At 30.0% G+C, this 22,520-nt stretch carries 19 protein-coding genes and 3 pseudogenes; 3 read left to right on the forward strand and 19 right to left on the reverse strand.

The genetic code is table 11. From position 1 onward, the window contains the following. Window positions 1–592: 592 nt before the first annotated feature. From I4V63_RS14295 to I4V63_RS14315, 6 genes and pseudogenes are all read right to left on the reverse strand, one after another. Window positions 593–2,293 (reverse strand): AAA family ATPase, encoded by a 1,701-nt coding sequence (locus tag I4V63_RS14295; RefSeq protein WP_196001907.1) that lies wholly within the window; start codon window positions 2,291–2,293, stop codon window positions 593–595. A gap of 565 nt (window positions 2,294–2,858) precedes the next feature. Beyond that, window positions 2,859–3,248: a hypothetical protein gene (locus I4V63_RS14300; protein WP_196001908.1), complete on the reverse strand. Its 390-nt coding sequence runs from the start codon at window positions 3,246–3,248 to the stop codon at window positions 2,859–2,861. 236 nt (window positions 3,249–3,484) lie between these two features. Continuing rightward, window positions 3,485–4,783, reverse strand: coding sequence for an MFS transporter (locus I4V63_RS14305; protein ID WP_196001909.1), 1,299 nt, complete (start codon window positions 4,781–4,783; stop codon window positions 3,485–3,487). Window positions 4,784–4,901: 118 nt separating this feature from the next. Next, complete coding sequence (locus I4V63_RS15830) at window positions 4,902–5,036, reverse strand: hypothetical protein (RefSeq protein WP_279325759.1); 135 nt, start codon at window positions 5,034–5,036, stop codon at window positions 4,902–4,904. Window positions 5,037–5,151: 115 nt separating this feature from the next. Then, window positions 5,152–5,238: pseudogene (locus tag I4V63_RS15955) on the reverse strand (flavodoxin family protein); the annotation flags it as partial. An 11-nt stretch (window positions 5,239–5,249) separates the two neighbouring features. Then, complete coding sequence (locus tag I4V63_RS14315) at window positions 5,250–6,095, reverse strand: aldo/keto reductase (protein WP_196001910.1); 846 nt, start codon at window positions 6,093–6,095, stop codon at window positions 5,250–5,252. A 102-nt stretch (window positions 6,096–6,197) separates the two neighbouring features. On the opposite strand from I4V63_RS14315, the gene I4V63_RS14320 reads away from it, so the two are divergent. Next, window positions 6,198–6,599, forward strand: coding sequence for a MerR family transcriptional regulator (locus I4V63_RS14320; RefSeq protein WP_196001911.1), 402 nt, complete (start codon window positions 6,198–6,200; stop codon window positions 6,597–6,599). Window positions 6,600–6,922: 323 nt separating this feature from the next. Here I4V63_RS14320 and I4V63_RS14325 read toward each other — a convergent pair whose 3' ends face one another. Beyond that, window positions 6,923–7,087, reverse strand: a complete 165-nt coding sequence (locus I4V63_RS14325) for a hypothetical protein (RefSeq protein ID WP_196001912.1) — start codon at window positions 7,085–7,087, stop codon at window positions 6,923–6,925. A 501-nt stretch (window positions 7,088–7,588) separates the two neighbouring features. Here I4V63_RS14325 and I4V63_RS14330 point away from each other — a divergent pair. Continuing rightward, on the forward strand, window positions 7,589–9,304 hold the full coding sequence (locus I4V63_RS14330; RefSeq protein WP_196001913.1) for a recombinase family protein: 1,716 nt from the start codon (window positions 7,589–7,591) through the stop codon (window positions 9,302–9,304). Window positions 9,305–9,533: 229 nt separating this feature from the next. On the opposite strand, the gene I4V63_RS14335 is transcribed toward I4V63_RS14330, so the two are convergent. The 11 genes and pseudogenes from I4V63_RS14335 to I4V63_RS14390 form a co-directional block, all read right to left on the reverse strand. Next, a complete protein-coding gene (locus tag I4V63_RS14335) occupies window positions 9,534–9,770 on the reverse strand; it encodes a hypothetical protein (protein WP_196001914.1) in 237 nt (78 codons plus the stop codon). Then, window positions 9,771–10,247, reverse strand: coding sequence for a DUF3990 domain-containing protein (locus I4V63_RS14340; RefSeq protein WP_196001915.1), 477 nt, complete (start codon window positions 10,245–10,247; stop codon window positions 9,771–9,773). Continuing rightward, window positions 10,244–10,468 (reverse strand): DUF3791 domain-containing protein, encoded by a 225-nt coding sequence (locus I4V63_RS14345; RefSeq protein WP_196001916.1) that lies wholly within the window; start codon window positions 10,466–10,468, stop codon window positions 10,244–10,246. Before I4V63_RS14345 ends, I4V63_RS14340 begins: the two co-directional genes overlap by 4 nt. A gap of 575 nt (window positions 10,469–11,043) precedes the next feature. Next, window positions 11,044–11,711, reverse strand: a pseudogene (locus tag I4V63_RS14350) (DNA methylase); the annotation flags it as partial. Between the two features lie 293 nt (window positions 11,712–12,004). Then, complete coding sequence (locus tag I4V63_RS14355) at window positions 12,005–12,379, reverse strand: hypothetical protein (protein ID WP_196001917.1); 375 nt, start codon at window positions 12,377–12,379, stop codon at window positions 12,005–12,007. Between the two features lie 3 nt (window positions 12,380–12,382). Beyond that, window positions 12,383–12,952 (reverse strand): HNH endonuclease, encoded by a 570-nt coding sequence (locus tag I4V63_RS14360; RefSeq protein ID WP_196001918.1) that lies wholly within the window; start codon window positions 12,950–12,952, stop codon window positions 12,383–12,385. Continuing rightward, window positions 12,949–16,257, reverse strand: a complete 3,309-nt coding sequence (locus I4V63_RS14365) for a DUF87 domain-containing protein (protein ID WP_196001919.1) — start codon at window positions 16,255–16,257, stop codon at window positions 12,949–12,951. The genes I4V63_RS14360 and I4V63_RS14365 overlap by 4 nt, the downstream gene beginning before the upstream one ends. After that, a complete protein-coding gene (locus tag I4V63_RS14370) occupies window positions 16,258–16,848 on the reverse strand; it encodes a hypothetical protein (RefSeq protein WP_196001920.1) in 591 nt (196 codons plus the stop codon). A 14-nt stretch (window positions 16,849–16,862) separates the two neighbouring features. Beyond that, window positions 16,863–19,202 carry a dynamin family protein gene (locus I4V63_RS14375; protein WP_243280522.1) on the reverse strand — a complete coding sequence of 780 codons (2,340 nt, stop codon included), beginning with the start codon at window positions 19,200–19,202 and terminating at the stop codon, window positions 16,863–16,865. Beyond that, on the reverse strand, window positions 19,154–20,485 hold the full coding sequence (locus I4V63_RS15960; protein ID WP_196001921.1) for a dynamin family protein: 1,332 nt from the start codon (window positions 20,483–20,485) through the stop codon (window positions 19,154–19,156). The genes I4V63_RS14375 and I4V63_RS15960 overlap by 49 nt, the downstream gene beginning before the upstream one ends. Before the next feature lie 675 nt (window positions 20,486–21,160). Then, window positions 21,161–21,871, reverse strand: coding sequence for an N-acetylmuramoyl-L-alanine amidase (locus I4V63_RS14390; RefSeq protein WP_196001922.1), 711 nt, complete (start codon window positions 21,869–21,871; stop codon window positions 21,161–21,163). Window positions 21,872–21,938: 67 nt separating this feature from the next. Between I4V63_RS14390 and I4V63_RS14395 the strand changes: the two genes are divergently transcribed. Continuing rightward, window positions 21,939–22,088 carry a helix-turn-helix domain-containing protein gene (locus I4V63_RS14395; RefSeq protein ID WP_196001923.1) on the forward strand — a complete coding sequence of 50 codons (150 nt, stop codon included), beginning with the start codon at window positions 21,939–21,941 and terminating at the stop codon, window positions 22,086–22,088. Window positions 22,089–22,374: 286 nt separating this feature from the next. Here I4V63_RS14395 and I4V63_RS15700 read toward each other — a convergent pair. Continuing rightward, window positions 22,375–22,520 (reverse strand): annotated as a pseudogene (locus I4V63_RS15700) (FAD-dependent oxidoreductase); the annotation flags it as partial.

Here is a 22,520-nt window from a genome sequence, read left to right on the forward strand (position 1 = left end):
CTTGATAAATACAAACTCCATTCCAATTTAAACAATCACAAAAATGACTACCTTGTAATTGAGAACAAAGTATGCATTCACCACTTTCAGCTAAATGGCAAGGACAAGCTTGGTATATCAAAACGCGACTTTATGGGATACTTTACTAATGAATGTTAATATTCACAAATCTTTTGTATTAAATACGGATGATAGCATAAGTTCTAAGTTAAAATACTATAGGAAAATAAATGGATTAAGTAGAAGGCAATTAGAGATTCAGGCTAATATACCAATAAATAGTATAAAAAATATGAAGATAAAAATATTTATCCTACTAAAGAAGTTTCAAAGAAATTAGCAGCCTTTTTTGAACTGGATACAAAATATTTTTATGATTCAATGTATGAAGAGGATGTAGATATTTCTACAACTTTAAATACATTCATGAATGCTAATAATCTTTCCATTAAATCTTTAGTAAAATTAATTAATATATCACAAGAAACAGTATCTAACTGGTTATCTAATAATCAACCTATATCTAGAAAATCATATAACAAATTAAAAGAACTAGGTGTATTATCCTAGTTCTTTCCTTCAGATTTGCTTGTTATTCTTCTATTTTTACAATACAGTCTTTTCTATAAAAAGCCATTCCATACTTTATAATATCCTCATAACCACTTTCATTAAGCTCATATGCATATTTTTTATCTTCAATTTGCTGCAGAGCATCTTGTGGCTTTGTAAATAGCTCTTTTGGTTTATCACAAACCTTCATTTCAATTATTACTGCTTTATCAAAAATTGATAGTGGCTTTATATAAATATCACACCTTCCATCACCGGTCTCCCTATTTGATTTTACAATGTAACCATCCATATGCGATAATAATCCTATCATAAATCCATGATAAAAGTTTTCATATGCATCATTAAAGCTTATTGTCTTCTTCAATAATCTATTTACTTCCTTTTGGAATACATCAACTTCTCCTTTTATAATTGAAGTATAAAGAAGAGATAAATCTTCGCTCTTTATCTTTTCATTAAACCATTTAAGTATCTTAGTTCTAAAGATATACTTAACTTCTAAGTTTGGTATTGCTAACTCTACAAACTTTTCTTGGGTATTTTCATCCATTCTTTCACTTATCTTTTTGAAATATCCTGTAAAGAACATAAAGTTCCAAAGGTTATCTAAATTATCATAAACATCATCGTAGGTTATGTCTTCATGTACTGGTTTTTCTATAGTTTTACCTTCTATTAAAGCCTCTATTTCGCCTTTTGTTATATCATCTGCTCTTTCTATAAGACTTTTTACTATACTGTTTGAGCTTGTATTTGCCCAATATGATTTAGGTAACTTATTTATATTAGCCTTTAAGTCATCAACATATTGCATTACACTCCATGGATTATATACATTTGTTTCTCCAAATATATACCCATTGAACCACTGCTTTATAGTTTCATACTTATGTTGCATATTATAATCATCACAAATTTTTACAACCTCTTCATCTGTAAACCCAAAATGCTCTGCATATCTATCATCTAAGATCGATATAATTTTCAAGTTGTTAAGTCCTGTGAAAATACTTTCTTTTGAGATACGTAAACAACCTGTAATTACTGAAAACTCTAATGATGGATTTGTTTTTAATGCTGACTCAAATAGTGATCTTATAAAGCTTATCATTTCATTATAAAACCCTTCAAAAAAAGCATTTTCTAGTGGTACATCATATTCATCTATTAGAATTATTACTTTTTCATTGTGGTATTTACTCAAGCAATTACTTAGGAATTTTAATGATGTAATATATAATGACATATCCTTATCATTATTTACAATTTTCATAAAATGTTCTTTTTCAGATTTTAATACATCACTTTCTATTATATATTCATGTCTTTTGAATTCATTTGAAATTTCTTCCCTGATGCATTGAAATGCTAAATCTAAACTTCCTTGCTTTGCTGATTTAAGAGAAAGATTAATTACAGGATACTTACCAATATCCTTAGTATATTTTTCTCCTGATACCTTTATATTTAACCCATCAAAAAGATAAGAGTTATCTATCTTCTCTCCGGTAAATTCATCTCTTCTATCTTCAAAATAATATTGAAGCATACTCATATTTAATGTCTTACCAAATCTTCTTGGTCTAGTAAATAAATTTACTGCAGCTTTATTATCTAATAAATCCTTTATTAGAAGAGTTTTATCTACAAAGTAATATCCTCTTGTTATTAGCATTTCAAAATTATCTATTCCTATTGGAAGTGGTTTTTGCTCCATTTCGCCTTACCTCCACTTTCTTTCTTACCTTTTATTATAGCCTAATTTTTATGTTGATTAAACAATAAGTTTAAATTATTTAAACTGTTCCTCAAAGTTAATTTTATAGATATTTTATCTTTTTATTCTCTAGAAACAAAATGGTTTACGCACCTTAATACATAAACCATTTAATAAAATATATTGATACCCTAGTGCCTGACACTGGTGATTCCCTAACCCCTTGGTGTATTTGTGGATAATTCAAAATAGTGACAAGCTTATGATCATGCATATGCTTACCAATGAAATTATGGAATTTTAAACGTATTTCCGAAGGAAGAAGCTTATTTCTTAACTGAGGTTATCACCTATATTGTTATATTACTCCTATTGTTAGCTTCTATAATTCTTGATTGTAAGTTTTTTAGCATGTTATCAGCACTTTCTTAACCTTCTAAGAGTGAACCTGTTTCTTGTCTGAATCCTCATTTAGGATTACCTTTAAATGCTAACCAATTAAATCTAGTTATTACGGTAAATTTATTATCACAAACCAATACTTTTTCATGAGTATTGCCCAATTTTATAAGTTATAATATTTCCCTATACTTTTATCCTCTTTAAGCTTATTTAATAAATCTACTGCATACTTAACATCATTATCTATTTTATCACCAATACCATAACATATAACTACCTTAACCCTTCTAGTCATTGCATTTTTAATTTCGCCCCTTAATTCAAAATCTGTTGCATCCCCCTTAATCCAAGGAGATACTATCACAATTTGACTCTCAGTCTCTCTTAATGCTTTAATTACTATTGGTCTATGTTCATAAGTATTAAGTATCTTAGGTATCATAGTGATTTTTTGCTTTTCTAACTCTAATTCTTTCTTCAATTCACTTATTTGCATAGTCTTTGAAATATATTCTTCATCTGTTTCAACATCTACACTCTCAATATCAAACATATAATTTTGAAAAAATTATTTCCACATATATTAAAATTAATATTATTGTTCATTCTTTGCGTAAAATCATAATCTTTCTCAATTTTAAATGGCATAAACTTTTATCATTAAATGGCAAATTAGAATTATGCATATAAAAACAGAAGATAAGGCACAATGATATATAAATGATATATATTGGCTTTATCTTCTGTTTTTTCGTTAATTGATAATTTAAACTTCTTAAAAGTAAATGTCTATTTCTTTTTATTTACAAAAATAGCAACCACTAATATAGAAATAAAAGTAAATCCTGCCATCATCCACATTTCAGTTTGAAAATTATTAGTAGTTGAGACAATAAGTGCTAATCCAATAGGACCACCAATTTGGTGCATCGTATTTGTCACCCCACTGGCAATTCCAGCCAGTTCATCTGGTGCTTCATGAACTCCAGCTGAAGTGACCGGTGCTAAAATCAATCCTTGTCCTAACCCAAGTATGATAATAGGAATAAAAATAGTCTGCCAATAACCGTTAGCTGGATTCGAAACAGCAAGTATGATTAATCCTATTGCTAAGATTATTTCTCCAGTAAGTAATAGCTTGTTGTTATCAAATTTTTTAGTTAATCTCGGTAACTGCATAGCAATAATAAAATTAACAATTGTCATTGGTAAAAAAGCAACTCCCGATTCTAAAGGCGAAAAACCATATTGGTTTTGCATCATTTGCGGTAAAAAGAACCAAAATGGTAGCATAGACATCATAAATAAGAGACGAGCGACGTAAGCCCCGGAACGTATCTTATTTTTAAATAGTGATAAAGGTAAAATAGGAGAAGAAGCCTTCTGCTCCCAGAAAATAAATAGACCTAAAAAGATGATGCCAATAAATACGAATTTAAACTTTCCTTCAGTAAATCCATATATGATTCCTATCAATCCTATAATCGATAACAAACTGCCCAAATAATCAACATTTTCTTTTCGGCGTTCCGTATTATTCACATATTTCAGTGTTAAGACAAACAACAAAATAGTAAATGGGACATTTATTAAGAATCCTGCCTGCCAAGAAATTAAGCTAGTCAGTCCACCTCCAACTAGTAATCCAATACTTGAGCCAATTCCAGCAGTTGCTCCGTAATAAGAAATAGCACGTTGTTTCATGTTATCTTGATATGTATCCATAATTAATGCAAGTGTTGTTGGTGCAATAATGGAGCTACCAATCCCTTGAACTGCACGCATAGCGATCACCATTTCCGGTGTTTTCGATATCCCAATCACCAATGAACTTATTCCAAAAATAACCAGTCCAATCAAAAAAATACGTTTTCTTCCCAATAAATCAGAAAGTCTACCGCTTAAAAGTAAAAACCCTCCAAAAGTGAGTGTATAAGCACTTGATATCCATGAAAGTGCCGTGGCAGATAAACCTAAGCTTTCACCTATCTGTACTGAACTTGTAAAAATAATCGAATTATCCATTAATATCAAAAAATACGCTAGTAATGTAATTGGTAAAATTATTCCAAATTTTTCTTTCTTCAACTTTTCTAACCTCTTTCTTTTTCTTTAGTTGTTTAATATTTTTTAATCAAGTAGCTATTTCCTTTGACACCTTCTCTTTAGTTATATCTTTAATTACAAACATAAAACTGTGTATTTCTTATCCCCTTTTTTTTTTTATAATATATCCTTTTAGCACATTTTCTATTCTATAATCTTCTGGTCTTGATTCTTTTGTTTCTATTTGTACTAGATCTCTAACAACATATTTGTACTGTCTACTATCATTCTCCAAATCTAATACCATCCCTTAGCTCGGTCAATACAACCATTTCATAATAGTGTCTATTTATAGATACATCCTTCTAAAAAACATTATAAAGTAATTTGATACAAATTAATTTTCAACCTTGATTTAATATTTTAGAAACTCCTTCTAATGCTGTATGAGTACATCCCTTACTATTCGGACTACCATTTATCAATAATACTTTCATTTACTTTATTCCTATCTAATAAGGCTTGCTAACATCTCTACTGATGACGCTTCTTGATGGTTAAAGAAAGAACTTTCTTTTTTATCTAAATCAGAAATTTTATCCATATCATCCTTTGTTAATTCAAAATCGAAAATATCTATATTTTGCAACATTCTTTCTTTATTCACTGTCTTTGATAGCGGAACAATTCCTCTTTGTAGCAACCATCTTAAAATAACTTGTGCAATTGATTTATCATACTTATCTCCAATTGCCTTTAAAATAGTATTATCAAATATTCCATTTCTTCCTTCTGCAAAAGGAGCCCATGCTTGTAGCTGTACCCCATACTTACTATTATAATCCTGTGCCAATATTTGTTGATTAAATGGATTAATCTCAATTTGGTTTACTGCTGGTGTTACTTCATTAAATAAAGCTAAGTCAACTAAACGGTCTGGATAGAAATTTGACACACCTATCGCCTTAATTTTTCCCTCTTTATATAACTCTTCCATAGCTCTATAAGTTCCATAATAATCATTTAATGGTTGATGGATTAATACCAAATCTAAATAATCTAACTTCATTTTCTTCAAAGAAGATTCAATAGATTTTTTTGCTTTATCATATCCACCATTGCTAATCCATACTTTAGTTGTAACAAACAATTCTTCTCTAGGCACTGATGATTTAGAAATAGCATCTCCAACTGCTTCTTCATTTCCATAAGATTGTGCTGTATCAATTAATCGATATCCAGCATTGATAGCATCTAGTACAACCTTAATACATTCTTCTTTATCAGTAATTTGAAAAACTCCAAATCCAACTGCTGGCATATTTACTCCATTATTTAAGGTAACATATTCCATTTAAACTCCTCCTTTATTTTTAGTATTTTATATTTTATAATAATATTACTAGCCGGTAGTCACTACCGAGCAAGACTTTTTTTAAAATTAGGAGGCGATTTCATGTATACAAGCAAATATGTATGCGAACAAGTTGGAATATCTTATGAAACATTAAAGTTTTATTGCAAAGAAGGTTTAGTTCCAAACGTAAAAAGAGATAAAAATAACTATCGTATTTTTGATGATAAAAATATCGCATGGTTAAAAGGTTTGCAATGTTTGAGAAAATGCGGTATGAGTATTAAAGATATGAAATTATATATGAATCATTGTATAGAAGGTCCATCTACAATTCCTCAAAGAAAAGAAATGCTTAATAAATCAAGAGAATCTTTATTGAAAAAAATCAATGAACTTAATGAATATATTGACTTTATTGATAATAAACAAGCTTTCTACAATGATGTATTAAATGGAAAAACAAAATATATAAGCAATTTAATTGATATAGAAAATACCTAAATTTAATAAAGATATTTTAATTAAATTATTATTAGTAAGAGATTTTTCACTCTAAGAAACTTCTACTGTTAAGTGTTAAAAGCATTCTTAATTTACTTCATCTTATGTCAATATATTTTATACAAAAAGCCAACCTTTTTTTATGCTACACTTTTAGCTAATACTTTTTCATTTATGTTAACTTGTCTAACTAAGTTAATAGTGTAGCCTTTTATGTTATAACAATTCCTTATCTTAGCATCAGCTCATACTTCTTAAATTCATCCTTTAACAAATTCTTTATTATGTTAATACTTATTGGTTAAGGCTAATTCGCCTGGTTATCATTTGTTACTTTCTAATTCTTTTTGCTTTAGAAGTTCTAATAATACTCCACACTTTTCAGTTCCTAATTCTTTCATCAAGGTAATGGCTAATTGTCTGTTAAATAATTCAATGTTGTAATCTGATATCTCGCCTTTTATTTTAACTTTAATTTCCCTTGCCATTCCCTCACCTCCCATTTAATTCTTGTTATAAACAGAATTCTTAGCTCTAGTGGGGGTACTCCCATTGGAGGTTAGAATTCGTTATCCAGGGACGTAGCAGCCGTTTACTCACTGTTATAGAACAAGTGAGTATTACGGATGGTAGCCATCGGATGAAACTTCTAACATTATATTCATCTGTTCTAATTTCTGACACTATTCCAAAACTACAGCCTGACTAATGATCCTTTTGCATTATGTAAAAAATTTGGTATATGATTTTACATAGTTCCACTTGGAAATGTTGAAGGACATTACACCTACATAAAAAGAAAGAAAGTGCTTTTTATAAATGAAAACTATGCCTATATTCGTGAGCCTTAGAGCACCAACCCTAAAAAATGAAATTAACAAGTTTTAAACGCCCCAAAGTTTAGTTTAAATTAAAAACATTTCCCTAGTAGTTTTACTACTAGGGAAAGTTATTTTTACATACAATATTAACAGATGAGGTGATTATAATTGAAAAAAGCAGCAATTTATTCTAGAAAATCACTTTTTACTGGTAAAGGTGAGTCTATAGAAAATCAAATAGAATTATGCCGAAGCTATTTAGAGAGATATTATCCTGAAGTAACAGACTTCTCAATTTATGAGGATGAAGGTTTTACTGGTGGTAATACTAATAGACCTAAATTTCAACAATTACTAAAAGATATAAAATCAAATAGTATTGATGTATTAATATGTTATAGATTAGATAGAATTAGTAGATCTGTAGCTGACTTTGCTACTACCTACAATATGCTTGAAGAACACAATGTAGCCTTTGTATCATTAAAAGAGCAATTTGATACATCTACACCTATGGGTAAGGCCATGTTATACATATCATCAGTTTTTGCTCAATTAGAGCGTGAAACTATAGCTGAACGTGTAAGAGATAATATGTTATTGTTATCAAAAACTGGCCGTTGGTTAGGTGGTCAAGAACCTTTTGGATTTACATCAGAAAAGGTATCTTATATTGATGAAAACTACAATGAAAGAAGTTTAATGAAACTATCTCCTATTGAAGAAGAGTTAAATATCGTCAAATTAATATATACAAAGTACAATGAAACTAATTCTATAACACAAGTTACTAATTACTTACAAGATAATATGTATAAAGGGAAAAATGGTGGTGAATGGCAGACTATGCAAGTAAGACGTATTCTCTCCTCTCCTTTATATGTTAAGTCTTCAGAAATAACTCATGAATATCTAAGGAGTTTAGGACTAAATGTTTATGGTGAAGCTAACGGTAATGGCTACTTAACTTATAATAAAACAAAAAAAATGACTATAGATAGAGATATTAAAGAATGGATATATGCTGTAGCTAATCATAAAGGGATTATAGATAGTACAGAATGGATACTTATACAAAAGTTGCTTAACAAGAATAGGAATAAGAAGGTTAAAAGATTAGGAACTGGTGCTAATAACAGTGCATTATTAACAGGCATATTAAAGTGTAGTAGTTGTGGTGCTAATATGATAATAAAACAGGGCCATACATCAAAAACAGCCCCTGGAGTTAGATATGACTATTATGTATGTGGTTCTAAAGATAATTCTCGTGGAAAAAAATGTACTAATAAAAATATAAGAGTTGATAGATTAGATAAGATAGTTACGGACCAACTATTTGCTTATAATAGAGATACCTTAAATAAATATTTACTGGATTTATACAGTGATGCAACTAAATTAGATATTAAAAATAATAAAGTTGATTCTATTAGATCTGATATTAAGGAAAAAGAAGCAGCAATAAATACACTTATTAAACAATTATCACAAGCTACTAATGAAACAGTTTCTAATTATATAATGCAAGAAGTTAATAAATTAAGTGATGAAGTTAATATTCTAAAGGAATCTTTAGAAACTGAATCCGAAGAAAAGAAAACTGTTGCTTATGACATAGAAAACTTAAAGATAGTATTAGATCAATTTGATAAGCTCGAATCTACATTTGAATTAACTGAAGATATTAATACAAGAAGATTACTTTTGCAAACAATTTTAACCAAGGTTACCTGGGATGGTGAAAATTATGAAGCAGAGCTCACTATTCTTGAGGATAAAAAAATAATTCCCAGATTGGATTCTTTTACCAAAAGTCACTCTTTAGAAACCCAAGGTCAAGCTTGGTATACCAAAACGCGACTTTTGGGAATACTTTGCTAATCAATGTTAATATTCACGAATCTACTATATTAAGTATAGATAATAGCATAAGTTCTAAGTTAAAATACTATAGAAAAATAAATGAATTAAAATGATATTTTTCTAAAAAACAAAAGCTCTAAGCATCAAATGCCTTAGAGCTTTTACATATCTAAAAGATATTAAAACTTGAAATCAATTCATGGACATCTTCAATAAAAACCTTATGTTTTATCCTTTACTATATCAATTATTTCTCCACAAATAACCCTTTCTCATTTTCTATCAAATCTTCTACTAAATATTTATAATCCAAATACTGTATTCCATTTTCTCCATTATGAATTTGTTTGCATAATAAACTTTTGTAGTATATGTCCATAGCAACAATTAGCTCTATGTGTTTTTTATCAGCTAAGTATTTTATAATATCATTATCAAGTGATTGAATGTAGAATTTTTCTAGTTCCTCTTGATTAGTTACCATTTACTTCACCTCATAGCTTTCTAAAAACTTTAATTCATTATCAATTAAATTTTGACTAATTATACAAATTTGATTATTCATTTTATAATATCGTATTTCCTTTAAAGTTCTTTTTTCATCCCATAGACCTTTAAAATACATATCAATACTTTTAAATACATCATCATCTGCTACACTACCACTAATTAAATCATATTGTTTGTATATATCATTTCCTCTTCGACATTCACAAACAAAATTTAACCATTTCTCATCATCATTAAAGTTCACACATTTATATTTATCTAATTCATCTTCTAATTCATATACATTAACTATAGCACTTTTTCTATTTCTCATCGAACGTCTTGTAGCCCATTTTTCAGCCTGTTCTTTATACGTAGTAACATAAAACCCTCTACCAAAATCTAAATAATTCTTAGAAAATTTTATATCTGGATTTTCTATTACTTCAGTCCCCCCATGATAAACTATCATAAATTAATACCTCTTTCTCTAATTACATCCGTTATATCTTCCATTAGATATTCACTTCCTAGTGTATGGAGAACATCATAACATTCTATAATATAATCTTCTAAAATATTAGAATCTTTTAATATTTTATAAATATCGCTCACTGGCTTTTTTAAGTAATCAGAGAGTTTATTTATAATGAATACTGAAAACTCTAACTCTTTTTTATTACAACTTTTCATTTAATCACCACACCTTATATAATTAAGAATTATTTAAATTCTAACCAAATTCTCTACTGTTAAACTACACTTATTCTCATATTTCAGCTGAAAATCAAGCAAATAAATCTTTGTACTAATACTATTATTAGATGTTCTATATTTTAACACCATATTTCATTACGCTAGTATTAACCAATAACTCACATATTCTTCTAGAATAAAAAACACTACTATATACCAATTTCATATGGTTCTAATTATATATTTAACTTTTAATTAAACAACCTTCTTTATATATTATATATCTTTTTTCTAAAACTTCCAACATATCAGAAGAAACAGTATCTAACTGATTATCTAATAAGCAACCTATATCAAGACAATCATACAACCAATTAAAAGAACTAGGTGTGTTGCCATAGTATATTCTTTTTATTCTCTTAAACAACAACAAAAGTCTTACGTACCCTAATACATAAACCCTTATCTACGTTATTCTTACTTTATACTTAGTCTTTCATTTTTCTCTTTATGACCGTATTCATTTCTGTTCTAGTAACTATTACTTATCCCTAGAAATTCATGGTCACCCTGGTTAATTCATTAACTACTAGCCTTGCTTTGTCAAAGGAGTATGGATATAAAAGTACTTGCCCTGAGGTTATACTTGTTGTAGCTGGCGATATGCTTTAACTTCTACTAATGTACAAGGCTCCCCCATGCATGATCTATTAATAATTCAGCATTTTTTCCAAAAAGCTTGCATAATAACTTTTCACCATAAGGTAATAAAGACATTCTTGCAATATCTCCCATAGTGTACATACCGTTTGCTTCTAGTTTTTTTTGCATACCCCTTGCCTACTCTCCAAAACGATGTTAAAGGTTTATGATTCCACAATAACTGTCTATAAGACATTTCATCAAGTTCTGCAATACGCACACCCTCTTTGTCAGCAGGCATCTTTTTAGCAACAATATCCATAGCAATTTTAGCAAGATATAAATTACTCCCTATACCAGCTGTTGCAGTTATACCAGTTGTCTTTAACACATCATGAATAATTGTCATAGCTAAATCATGAGGAGACATTTTATAGGTTTTTAAATATGCTATTACATCAATAAACACTTCATCTATAGAGTAAATATGTATATCTTCAGATGCTATATATTTTAAATAAACCTTATAAATTCTAGTTCTATATTCAACATAAAGAGCCATCTGGGGTACAGCAACAATATAATCAACAGATAATGCTAAATCATCTATACTATAAGAAGCACCTGTAACTGCCTTTTAGGTACATAAAATTAACTACATTACCTGAAACATGAATATTATTATATAGCAAATTTATTATGTTAATGGCTATATTAACTTCAACTTCGGGATTCTTATTATTTAATAAAAAGAAAAAAATTTAATTAATAATGCCTGGATATCTAATCAATATAAGAATAGACATCCAGGCTATTATTTCTTTATCAAAATCATTTTTTATATTTCTAACTATGATATCTTTATATATTACTAAAAATTCATTTTATGACTTATAGATAATCGTCTTGGGAAATAATCACTTCTTCAGGTGATAAGCAAACTGCAATCCCTTCATCTAAATCATCATTATCATCACAAAGCAACGCATATGAACCATCTCTATTTATCAAAAGTGTTTTTGGTACATATTGTGTTTCTGCACAATTAGAATAATCCTTTAATAACTTTTCAGCTATCTCAATTTTACTTTCTTTTGACCTATCATACTCAATATATGCATTCTCTTGTTCCTTGGTAATTCCATCCTCTTCAAAATAAGCCTGAAGTTTTAAATCAATATTATATTCATTACCAAACAATTTAATGGTCTTTTTTGCTTTCCAGCCTACACTAAATGTAATCTCTCCAAATACATAATGTAACATATATTATGCTCCTTTCTTAGCTTCTGAAATTCCACCGCTATGAGACATGTTATTATGTACAATGCTAGGTACCTTTTGCATTGTTTTCATATCCTTGCACTCATGCCATGTGTAACTATTTTCTTTTCTCCATTTCTTAATTTCCTGTGGTGAACACCCTCGTTGTTTTGCAAGCCCTATGTCTGCCTTATCAAAATTATCTGCTCTATTATCAGAGAAATCCTTAATCTCAACATTTCCTTTACTAATAGGTCTAAAATCTGGTTCTCCATCTTTATATTTTATACCATCTATTCCATGCTCTTTCAATATTTGCCCCCATGTTTTTCCTTCTGGATTTGCCTTTTTAGGAACATACTCTTTATCAGGACACCATTTTGAATTACCACGTTCATCATTCCACTCACCATTTTCAATTGGACAACACTTATATACGTCATACATAACAGCCAATGATTTATCCGCCATAATAGCAAGCCTATCCCAATTAAATGTTCCTAGCTTTTTACCTAATGAAGAATCAGCAAATTTACTACATTGCACTTCTTTAACATCATTATGGTTTCCTATCATACTTTAGATCTCCTTTCTAACACAGACTGAATCCAATTTAAATAGATTTTCTCTCTTATTTCAGTTTCCTCCTGTTGTGTACTCATATCCTTCATAAAACATTGACTTAATGCAATTATAAGGTGCTCTGAAGGATTATCAAATAACTGTTTTACTATTCTGCCAAGCATATCAGTAAGTTCATTGTTATCTATTGCTGTAACAACACTATTTTCAATTCTTGCACGCACGCCTAATATATCAGTTATCCTTCTAGAAAGTTTTCTAAAATTCTCTTCCTTCCAAATAATTAATTCTTTATTCTCCTTAAACTCTAAAATTTGTTCTTCAACAAATTCATAATTTAAAGAAGATAATCCCAATGTATCAAGACCTTTTTCAATCTGATTAATTGAAAATTCTAATCTCTCATTTACTCTTCCTTGAATTAAAAAATTAACAAGTTGAGAGCGAATATTTTCTGAATCATTTTTCATTACTTCACCAGTAAAATCATAAACTCTTTCTGAAACACTACATTTGTTAACTTGAACTAAAACAGGTTCAACCCAGTCATTTTGGTATATAGCTGCAACTCCTCTTTTCAATTTTGATAACTCTTTGATTTGTTCCTCATCAAGTCCAGCTGCATATCCTACTAATTCTCGATCGCTCTTATCTGGCAACCTTAAAATAATCTTAGTATTAGTATTTCTAATAACAGACATATCTAATAAACCTGGTGACTGGTCTGCTATTATGAACCCTTCTCCGTATGTTCTCATTTCTGCAATTGAATTTGCTAGTAGTTCAACAGACTTTCCTAATAGATTTGTTCCTTCTGAGGATTGTTCTGTTGAAGTTCTTTTAAGAAGATTATGTGCTTCTTCTAATACTGTAATATGAGATAATGGGCTGTTTATTCTTCCTGATGACATTCGATATTCATTAAGCTTCATTACTAATAACCCCATAATTAGTGACTTTGTTTCAGTCGAACCAACACGACTTAAATCAACAATTACGTTTTTATCAAATAAATCTTGGTCACTTAAATCATCATTACAGAATATTAAACCATTTAATCCATTTGTAAGAGAACGAACACGAGTTAATAAAGCTCCTGAATAATCCCCTTTACTATCTGATGAATATTTAGATTCATTAATAACATTCTCAATTTGCTCAAGCAAATCAGCAAAATTAGGATATTTATTTCCTTTATGATTTTCAGATGTACCTAAATTCCATCCTGCAGTTACATATGCCTTTTCCATTGACTCCTTTAAAATCGCTGGCATTGCGGCATACATTGGCCAACATACATTAAAAATCTCAACTAATCTATCTAAATGTTCTAATACATGAACATCTTCTGGGAATCTAAACGGATTAATCCTAAGCAGAGTAGATTTTTTAGGATTTGTTCCATACACAGTTACATCAGCAAACTGTCCAAATACATTTTTATATTCACCTTTAGCCGGTTCCACTACAAGAAATGGAATATCATATACATTTCTTAACTGATTTAAAATTTCATATATTGTATTACTTTTACCTGAACCTGTAGATCCTGTAACAAAAGTATGCATAGTTAATGAATTACTATCTATATTCACTTCTGTTTCAGTTTCTTTCCCCATACTGAATACTTTGCCAAGGCAAAAGTCCTTACTGTGTAGCTTAGAATTATATTGTATAACTTCTTTTCCAAAATCCGCATGTTCAATAACAGGAAAACCACATACAGATTTTCTTGGCAATCCCATCTGAATGGCTAATTCATTACTACTAACTAAAGAAGCAGCTGTTACTGGAACTGATACAATTTCAGATGGATATCTGAAAACAGGATGTATAAAATTAGTTATATATTCACGTAATACTGGCAATTGTTTTTGATTTTGTCTGCTCCAGAAATTAATCGAAGATGTCTCTATCCCTGATTTTTCTCCCTTCATAAGTGCTTTATATGTTCCTGCAGCCATTTCTGCTGTTTCCTGACTATCAGAAAGGAAGTATGCTGCACATTCCCATATTCCTATGCTTTCACACTCATCAATTCTCTTAAGTTGTAAATCTATTCTTTCTAATATATTTATTAATGATTTATTCTGAAGTGTCAGTTGCATATTGTCAGAAGCTCCTGTTGTAATTCCCTTTGTACTAGTTTCATTTTCTGTTGTGCTTTCATTTGTAGCATCTGTTTCTCCACGAGTCTCAGAATTATTTTCAGAATGGCTTTCATTTGTTCCTTTTCCTGTAGTAGTTGACTTAGGATTAAAAGTATTAAGAGCCATTTGTCCAAGAGCCATTCCACCTGCAACTGCAATACTAGCACCACCAGTCATTGGTGCAGTAACTAAACTAGCAACACCTAGTGCTGCTACTCCTAAACTTTTAGCTAAAGCTCCTACTGTATCTGTTTTTGTTGTAGAACTATTTTCAGAGGTCCCTTTTGAGTAACTTTTTCCTGTTTGTACTGATGTATTTACAGAATGAGAAGAACCCATTGTTGTTCCCCTTGAGAATGCATCTGACACACTCAAAGCTGTATTAGTTCCGTAAGATACTTGCATGTTTGTAAATGGAGATAGTTTAGTATAAATGATTTCATAATATTGACGCGTTTCTTCAAGCTGATCCATAGGAACACTCTTAGCTAGTACGATAGCTGTATACTCCTGCCCCTGCATAGCTAAAGCCATTTTTTCTAATCCTTGGATGAAAGTTTCGTTATCCTTGAACTCTTCATCCTTATTTTTAGCAATACAAGAAACGCTTGCAATATTTTTACTAGCAATATTATCCAAAAATTTCTCAGCGACCGGATCCATCAAATCTTCAGTCTTTACACCTGGAAATTGACCAGTTAACGCATTTTTTAATGTGTCCTTTAGTGATTTCGTTGTACGCCTATCATCTAATGAGCGTACACCCATATAAAAATCTGTCTTTTGCCCATTACTATCAACAACAATAAATACTCCACAATTCAGGTTTTGTAAAGCATTAAAAACAGATGCGAATTTATATGTTGAATATTCATTATTTTGATATACCATCTCAGTAATCTTAAAAAGACGAATATCACTTATTTTCTTTAGGCTATCATCTAAAGGTATTATTTCTAAATCAGTAAGTTTATGCAAATATTTTTTTAAAACAATATCATCAACTAGCTTACTAGCTTCAGTAAATCCTATTTGAAGTGATTCATAATTAGGTACATTACTTTTGGTTTTTTCTGCCATAACTGTATCTTTAATATCTTTTGATATCGAAATACTATTTTCATGACCCAATATAACTGTGTCGCTCATCTAATTACCTCCCTTTGCTACAACAGCTACTACAACACCACCTACTACTGCACCTAATGCTGCACCTACTAACGCTCCTCCAACAACTGAAACACTAGCAGTTGACGCAACAATTCCACCTACAACTGCACCAGCAACTGCACCAGTAACTGCACCAGTAGCAACTTTTGCACGCAAATATCGACCATCACGTTGGTCTTGGCTTTTCTTCTCTTCATAACTCATATGAGTACTCTTTATAGAATAGTTTGTCCTTGTATTACTAATTTGCTGTGTTGTTCCTGCTACAGCACATACAGGACGTAAATGACGAACCACATCTTTAACATGAGAAATACGCTCATGGGAAAAATTACTTATTAATTTAACCATTTGTTTATCCATATAGTTATCATCCCAATTGTCTTGATTTTCTTCAAAACCTCTACCATCATGAGCATCATATAATCCTTGCATTGAAGCTGCTACCTTTTCCATTTCTTTAAATTCTGTAAAAGATGGATCTACTAAAAAACTGTTCTTCATCATAATGCGAACACGTCGTACATTTCCTGAATTAACAGCTTCATAAAAAGCTTTTGTTAATGCCATTTTCAGCACCTCCCTTAAATTTCGAGTATAGACTCAACTTTAGCCTTAATTATTTCAAGCCATGCCAACTTGCGCTCTGATTCTTTGATACGCTCTTCAGCATTTTCTTTATCTGTCGCAAAACTTTCAAGTTCTGAAAGCTTTTGTTTTAGAATATCATCCAAACGCTTAAATTCTTTATCAAATTCCTTTACAATTTTGTTACACTGCTTCATTGCATAGGAATTAGCTTCATCTCCATTATCGTATACTGTTTCATCAATAGGAGTAAGAAATTCCTGAGCAAGCTCTGATGCATCCACATATTTAACAGTTTTGTACTTAGTTGTATAATAACCCTTCTCTTTAAACCAAGTCCAAGGTTTATACCATTTCTTATCATAATTCTCAACCCACTCTTCTCCGTCTTCAACTTCTTTAGACTGAACTAGTCTTTTCACAGAGAAATCATCAGCTGTCATAATAGTACCTCCCATAAAGCTCAAAGGATCAATGTTAATTGCTGAAAGTCCTTCAGACTCAATATCTTCTCTTAAAGAAGCAAGTTTCTTTTTATATTCTTCTAAAAGTGCATTACTTGTCTTAATAAGATTATCTCTAATAAGCTCATCCAATTCTGTTTTGAAATGAGATTCAAGTTCTTTAGCAAACCTTTCAAGTCTTATAACCTCATCGTTGACTTCGTCTATATCCACTTCTTGTCCACGAACCTCATCTATACGATTTCTTATTCGTTCCTGATATTTTTGAACAATATTATCAATAACTTCTTTAGCTTCATCATTAACACTAATAACAGCATCCTCTACTGCACCTTTAAATTTCTTAGCAGATTTAACATCATCTATATTTTTTCTAATATTAGTGATATGTGCTACTATACGTTCACTTTCATCTCTATTTTTTGCAAGTTCTCGTTTAGTTTCTTCAAAACATCCAACTGCATCAAGCTTATGCATAAAAGTATCAACAATATTTTTAATTTTAGCTGTCTTTGCATATTTCTGTACATATTGACGAATTGCAGCTTCTACAGAAATAACCCCTGTATGAATCAGTGCCTCTGCATACGCATCCTCAACATTTTTAGCTTCTGAAAGCTGTCTGTTAATATCACCACGAATACTTGATGGAAGTGATGCATAATTTTCAAAATGAAAAGCTTTATTTCTATTAAGCTTACGCACTTTCATCTCTGTTTCATCTAATGTATCTTCATCAACCTCAGCTCCACTAGAAATCAAACGTATATTAAGAGCCGGAAGTGCTGCAGCAGGGAAAATATTAGGTTTGTTAATTCCATTCTTTTTTAAGTAAGCACGAATACGTTCTAGTGTCTGTTCTGTATCTCCATCTTCCTTCCTACGATCATCCATTTTATTAACAACGAAGATAAATCTGTCTTTCGATTGTTTTCCACCTACCTTCATGCTATCAGCAACACGCTGCAATAAGGCATTATCATCATCAGAACCAAAGGTACCTTCCATTATATATAAAACTAATGATTTTGAAGATTTACTTAAAAACTCGCTTTGTACTTTCTTGTGTTCCGGGTCCCTAGAGTTGTTAGGGCCTGGAGTATCAATCAAAACAAGTGATACATCTTCTGTAGATACAAAAGGAATATTCCCATTAACTTTAATAACAGATACGTCTTCATCTCCATTCAAACGTTCCATTGTAGAATACGTTAATTCCTCATAAGACTCAGTCATCTTATTATTCTTGTTATATACTTTTGCTTTCCATGAAGTAGTACAATCGTTACTATCTTTTATTTTAGTAATTATTGCTGTACACGCTTCCTGTTTTGAAGGCATAAGCTTTGTTCTAAGCATAGAATTTATAAGGGTAGATTTCCCTGCACTCATTGTTGCCACAACACATACTTCAAAATTGCTACTCTTTGCATGTTGAAATGCGCTTAAAATCTCACTATCCCTTAATTCATCAAATGGACCATTCTGAATTTCCTTAAATACCTCATCGATAAGCACTTCCTTATCTGAGGTTTCCTTTGCAGGTTTTCTATCAAGCTTAGCTGTCAATTCGCCTCTTTCATATGCTAACGTAAAGACTTCTGTTAAATCTTCGAAATCAAGAAGCGTTCCATGAAAAGTTATATTAAAATCTGTATCATTATATTCATCAATAAGAATACGTGGTAATTCTTCCACCCATTCTTGAAGCCTTGAACCAGGTGTAATTTTTTCTCCTAGCTTGCTATTATATGCTAGCTTTTTTTCATCAACAGTTACTTCAGTTTCTAATTTATAGGGATTGTACTTAATAAATACTTTTTTCATATATCTCCTCCAAATAATATTTTTTCTAAACCATATAATCCACATTTTTTACTCATTTCAACAATTTCATTGTCACAAGCTTCCTCATAAATACCCTCGTAATATTTAGAAAGATCATATGACGTTTTTCTAAATTTTTTAATATAGAGTAAATACTCATCCATTTCATCCTCTGTAAATTCATTTCCATTTGCCTTCATCTTAATTAGTAATGCAAAATATGCGGATATGGGACAAATAACAGGATTTTCAAATCCTATCAAGATAAGATCCCTTTTTACACCTTCAATACTTGCTAATATGTTATCATCCACAATTTTAAAATCATCAAGCTTATTTAAAACGAATATAACCTTGTCCTTCGGTACATTGTCTGATATCCATTTTAAATGAGCAATCTCCTCATCTGTACCTAACTTGTTTGCATTTAGAACATATATTACTTTTTCATACTGCTCACATTTTAATATTTCTCGTGATATTCTTCCATGATTTCGATTTATTGCCGAGTTCACACCTGGTGTATCAATAACACAAAGACGTCTATCTATATCATCAATACCTCTAAAATAAGATGCAATGCTTGTCTGAAATTCCCATGAAATACTTTCTAAATCCTTTGGAGTTGCATTATTAGTAAACTCAGAATTTTGCAAATGAATTCTACCATCTTCATAGGGCTTATTATATAAATAACATATATTACTTGTACAAACTTCTTGAGAAGTTTTAGCCAAAGACTTTCCAACCAATGCGTTGATCAGTGTTGATTTACCAGCACTCATATTGGCAGTTACTATATACTTATGCATCTGACTTTTTGAAAAGCTTCTATTTTTTCTGTATTGCTTAATCATTTCTTCAGCAAATATAATAGGTTCAATATCTACATTAGTATCCTTAAAAGCATTTAACAATACTTCAAACTGTTCTTGCTGACGTTTAGACATATATGTTTTCATTTCCATAGCAGTTTTTCTAATCAATTCATCATCCATAAAAATCAAAGCAGCATCACATAATATCCAGTATCTATATTTATTTCTCCAAGGTTGAAATTTACTATTAATAATACTCTGAACTATATCTTTAATTTCAACTTTCTTCCCTGTAATTTCTGTTCCACTCAAAAATTTTTCTCTATACTGCACAAGGCGAGAAGCCGTATATTTATTATCAAGTTGTTTTTTTACAAAATATTCTAGTGTTAAATAATACTGTTTTTTCAATTTTATCTTTACATTTCTCATAGGATGATTACTCAAATCTATGGATGTTGTAAACCATACTATTTTATCAATCATAACTTCTTCTTTATCTACCCTCACTTTTCTAGCTCTAATAACTTCATCATATATTTATATCTTCTAAATAATAGGTAATTATTTCTTATTATTTTATTGTATACATTATTAGATCTCCTTGATACATAAACTGAATTCTCTTTCTAACTTCTCCTTCTTCAAATCTATCTGCATAAGGAATATAAAATTTTCTATCTGCAGCACTATATTTAATAATTCTATCTATTCTAAATACAGTAGGATTATTAAATTTAAAGCTATCAAAATAGGCAATAGGATAAAAATAATACTCTGAAAATACTATTGATACTGGCTTTACATTTCTTTTTACAATTTTCCATCTGCCTTAATATAAATAATTTCAATTACATTTTATTTCCAATAGTTCACTGGTATTCCATTTTTTTCAAAATGGCTTTATTATGCTTAAGAGGTGCAAAGTTAAATAACTCATTGCAAATAAGCTCATTTATTTGCTTTCTTTGTACTGTTTCAACTTGATTTAAAATGATATTTATAAGCTTAATCATCTCTTCTTTATTAAATGCTCTAGTTTTATTACTGCACTATTAAAATAGATTTTACTATACCTATAGCCTCTACCCCTATCATTACGAAGCTTACCCTAATTACATCTCGCCTCTTAAACAACAAAAAAGGCTTACATATCTTAATACATAAACCTTTTACACATCATTTTTACTTTACCCTCAATTTCTGTCCAACGTTAATTAAATTTCTATTGGCTATATTATTTAGCGCTACCAACCTATCTACAGTAGTATTAAATCTTCTACCTATCCCCCATAAAGTATCACCATACTTAACAATACAATATTCTTTATCATCATTACTAGATTGTTCATCTTCTGCTAAAGCAAGAGCTGTACATATTCCTCTGTATATTGCAGCTGCAGACTTTTCTGGATTATAGTTTGCCATATCAGAACTACTGTCAACAAAGGCACATTCAACAATTAATGCAGGCATTGAAGTATTATTAATAACATATAAATTCCTTCTATCCTTTACACCTCTGTTTTTAAGTCCAAGTGTAGCTAACTCTTTTAAGATAGCTTCTCCTACCTTTGTTGATAGTCCACCTTGGTAGTTACCTTTAATACATAAAACCTCTGACCCATATCCACCAAGGCATGCATTATGATGTATTGATACAAACAATGTTGCACCAGAATTATTTGCTGTATTTACTCTTTGGTACAATGAATCATTAAGACTTTTTGCAGTACTAGGTGTACAATTCACAACTTTAATCCCTCTTTCCCTAAGCTTACTTATTAATTTATTTCCGACCAATCTATTTAGATTATTTTCATTACATATTCCCACTGCTCCTACATCATAAGGAACATTATGTCCAATATCTATTACTAATATAATTTCTTTCATAAAATTTCACCTCCAAATAAAATATAGGGCTTAAAACCATATATACTAAGAAAGGGGATGATTTTTTATGAATTTTAATTATATAGAAACTTTAGTTACTAAAGCTAAAAATGGAGATGTAGCAGCTAAGGAAATTATTTTTAAGGAATTTAGACCTATGATATTAAACCTATCAAAAAGAACCTTTGTCCATGGATATTATTTTTCAGATATATAGCTTTAACTATATTTATTTTAATCTAATCACTTTCAATCAAATTAAGATTATTTGCAATTTCACTTTGAACACACTCTTTTAATTTCTTCTTACTTATTGTTTCAATAATCATATCTATGTTCCCATCATATTTTATTGGAATAACATCCAATACACTAGTAAAATTATCATTAGGAATAATTATATCATCTACTCTCCTAATAAACCTTTAAAACAATATATCTTTTTAGTCAAAAGACCACTAGCAAATTTTAATTCGTCGCTAGTGGCCTAACATATCTATATTCTAAACTAATTTTTGCTCAAAAATATTATCCAAATTCAATTTTTTAATCCTATCTTCAATTTCAGCAGTATCAATAGTATACAAACCTAACTCTTGCATTCTCTTAAAATAACTAGCTCCAGCAAAAGTATATCTATCCTTTCTTC

Source organism: Clostridium sp. 1001271B_151109_B4, from assembly GCF_015670405.1.
In the GTDB taxonomy this organism is placed as follows: Bacteria; Bacillota; Clostridia; order Clostridiales; family Clostridiaceae; genus Clostridium.

Coding starts and splice junctions, on each gene's coding strand:
- I4V63_RS14295 (WP_196001907.1), bottom strand. CDS start 2,293: ATGGAGCAAAAACCACTTCCAATAGGAATAGATAATTTTGAAATGCTA.
- I4V63_RS14300 (WP_196001908.1), bottom strand. CDS start 3,248: ATGTTTGATATTGAGAGTGTAGATGTTGAAACAGATGAAGAATATATT.
- I4V63_RS14315 (WP_196001910.1), bottom strand. CDS start 6,095: ATGGAATATGTTACCTTAAATAATGGAGTAAATATGCCAGCAGTTGGA.
- I4V63_RS14320 (WP_196001911.1), top strand. CDS start 6,198: ATGTATACAAGCAAATATGTATGCGAACAAGTTGGAATATCTTATGAA.
- I4V63_RS14325 (WP_196001912.1), bottom strand. CDS start 7,087: ATGGCAAGGGAAATTAAAGTTAAAATAAAAGGCGAGATATCAGATTAC.
- I4V63_RS14335 (WP_196001914.1), bottom strand. CDS start 9,770: ATGGTAACTAATCAAGAGGAACTAGAAAAATTCTACATTCAATCACTT.
- I4V63_RS14340 (WP_196001915.1), bottom strand. CDS start 10,247: ATGATAGTTTATCATGGGGGGACTGAAGTAATAGAAAATCCAGATATA.
- I4V63_RS14345 (WP_196001916.1), bottom strand. CDS start 10,468: ATGAAAAGTTGTAATAAAAAAGAGTTAGAGTTTTCAGTATTCATTATA.
- I4V63_RS14355 (WP_196001917.1), bottom strand. CDS start 12,379: ATGTTACATTATGTATTTGGAGAGATTACATTTAGTGTAGGCTGGAAA.
- I4V63_RS14360 (WP_196001918.1), bottom strand. CDS start 12,952: ATGATAGGAAACCATAATGATGTTAAAGAAGTGCAATGTAGTAAATTT.
- I4V63_RS14365 (WP_196001919.1), bottom strand. CDS start 16,257: ATGAGCGACACAGTTATATTGGGTCATGAAAATAGTATTTCGATATCA.
- I4V63_RS14370 (WP_196001920.1), bottom strand. CDS start 16,848: ATGGCATTAACAAAAGCTTTTTATGAAGCTGTTAATTCAGGAAATGTA.
- I4V63_RS14375 (WP_243280522.1), bottom strand. CDS start 19,202: ATGTGGATTATATGGTTTAGAAAAAATATTATTTGGAGGAGATATATG.
- I4V63_RS14390 (WP_196001922.1), bottom strand. CDS start 21,871: ATGAAAGAAATTATATTAGTAATAGATATTGGACATAATGTTCCTTAT.
- I4V63_RS14395 (WP_196001923.1), top strand. CDS start 21,939: ATGAATTTTAATTATATAGAAACTTTAGTTACTAAAGCTAAAAATGGA.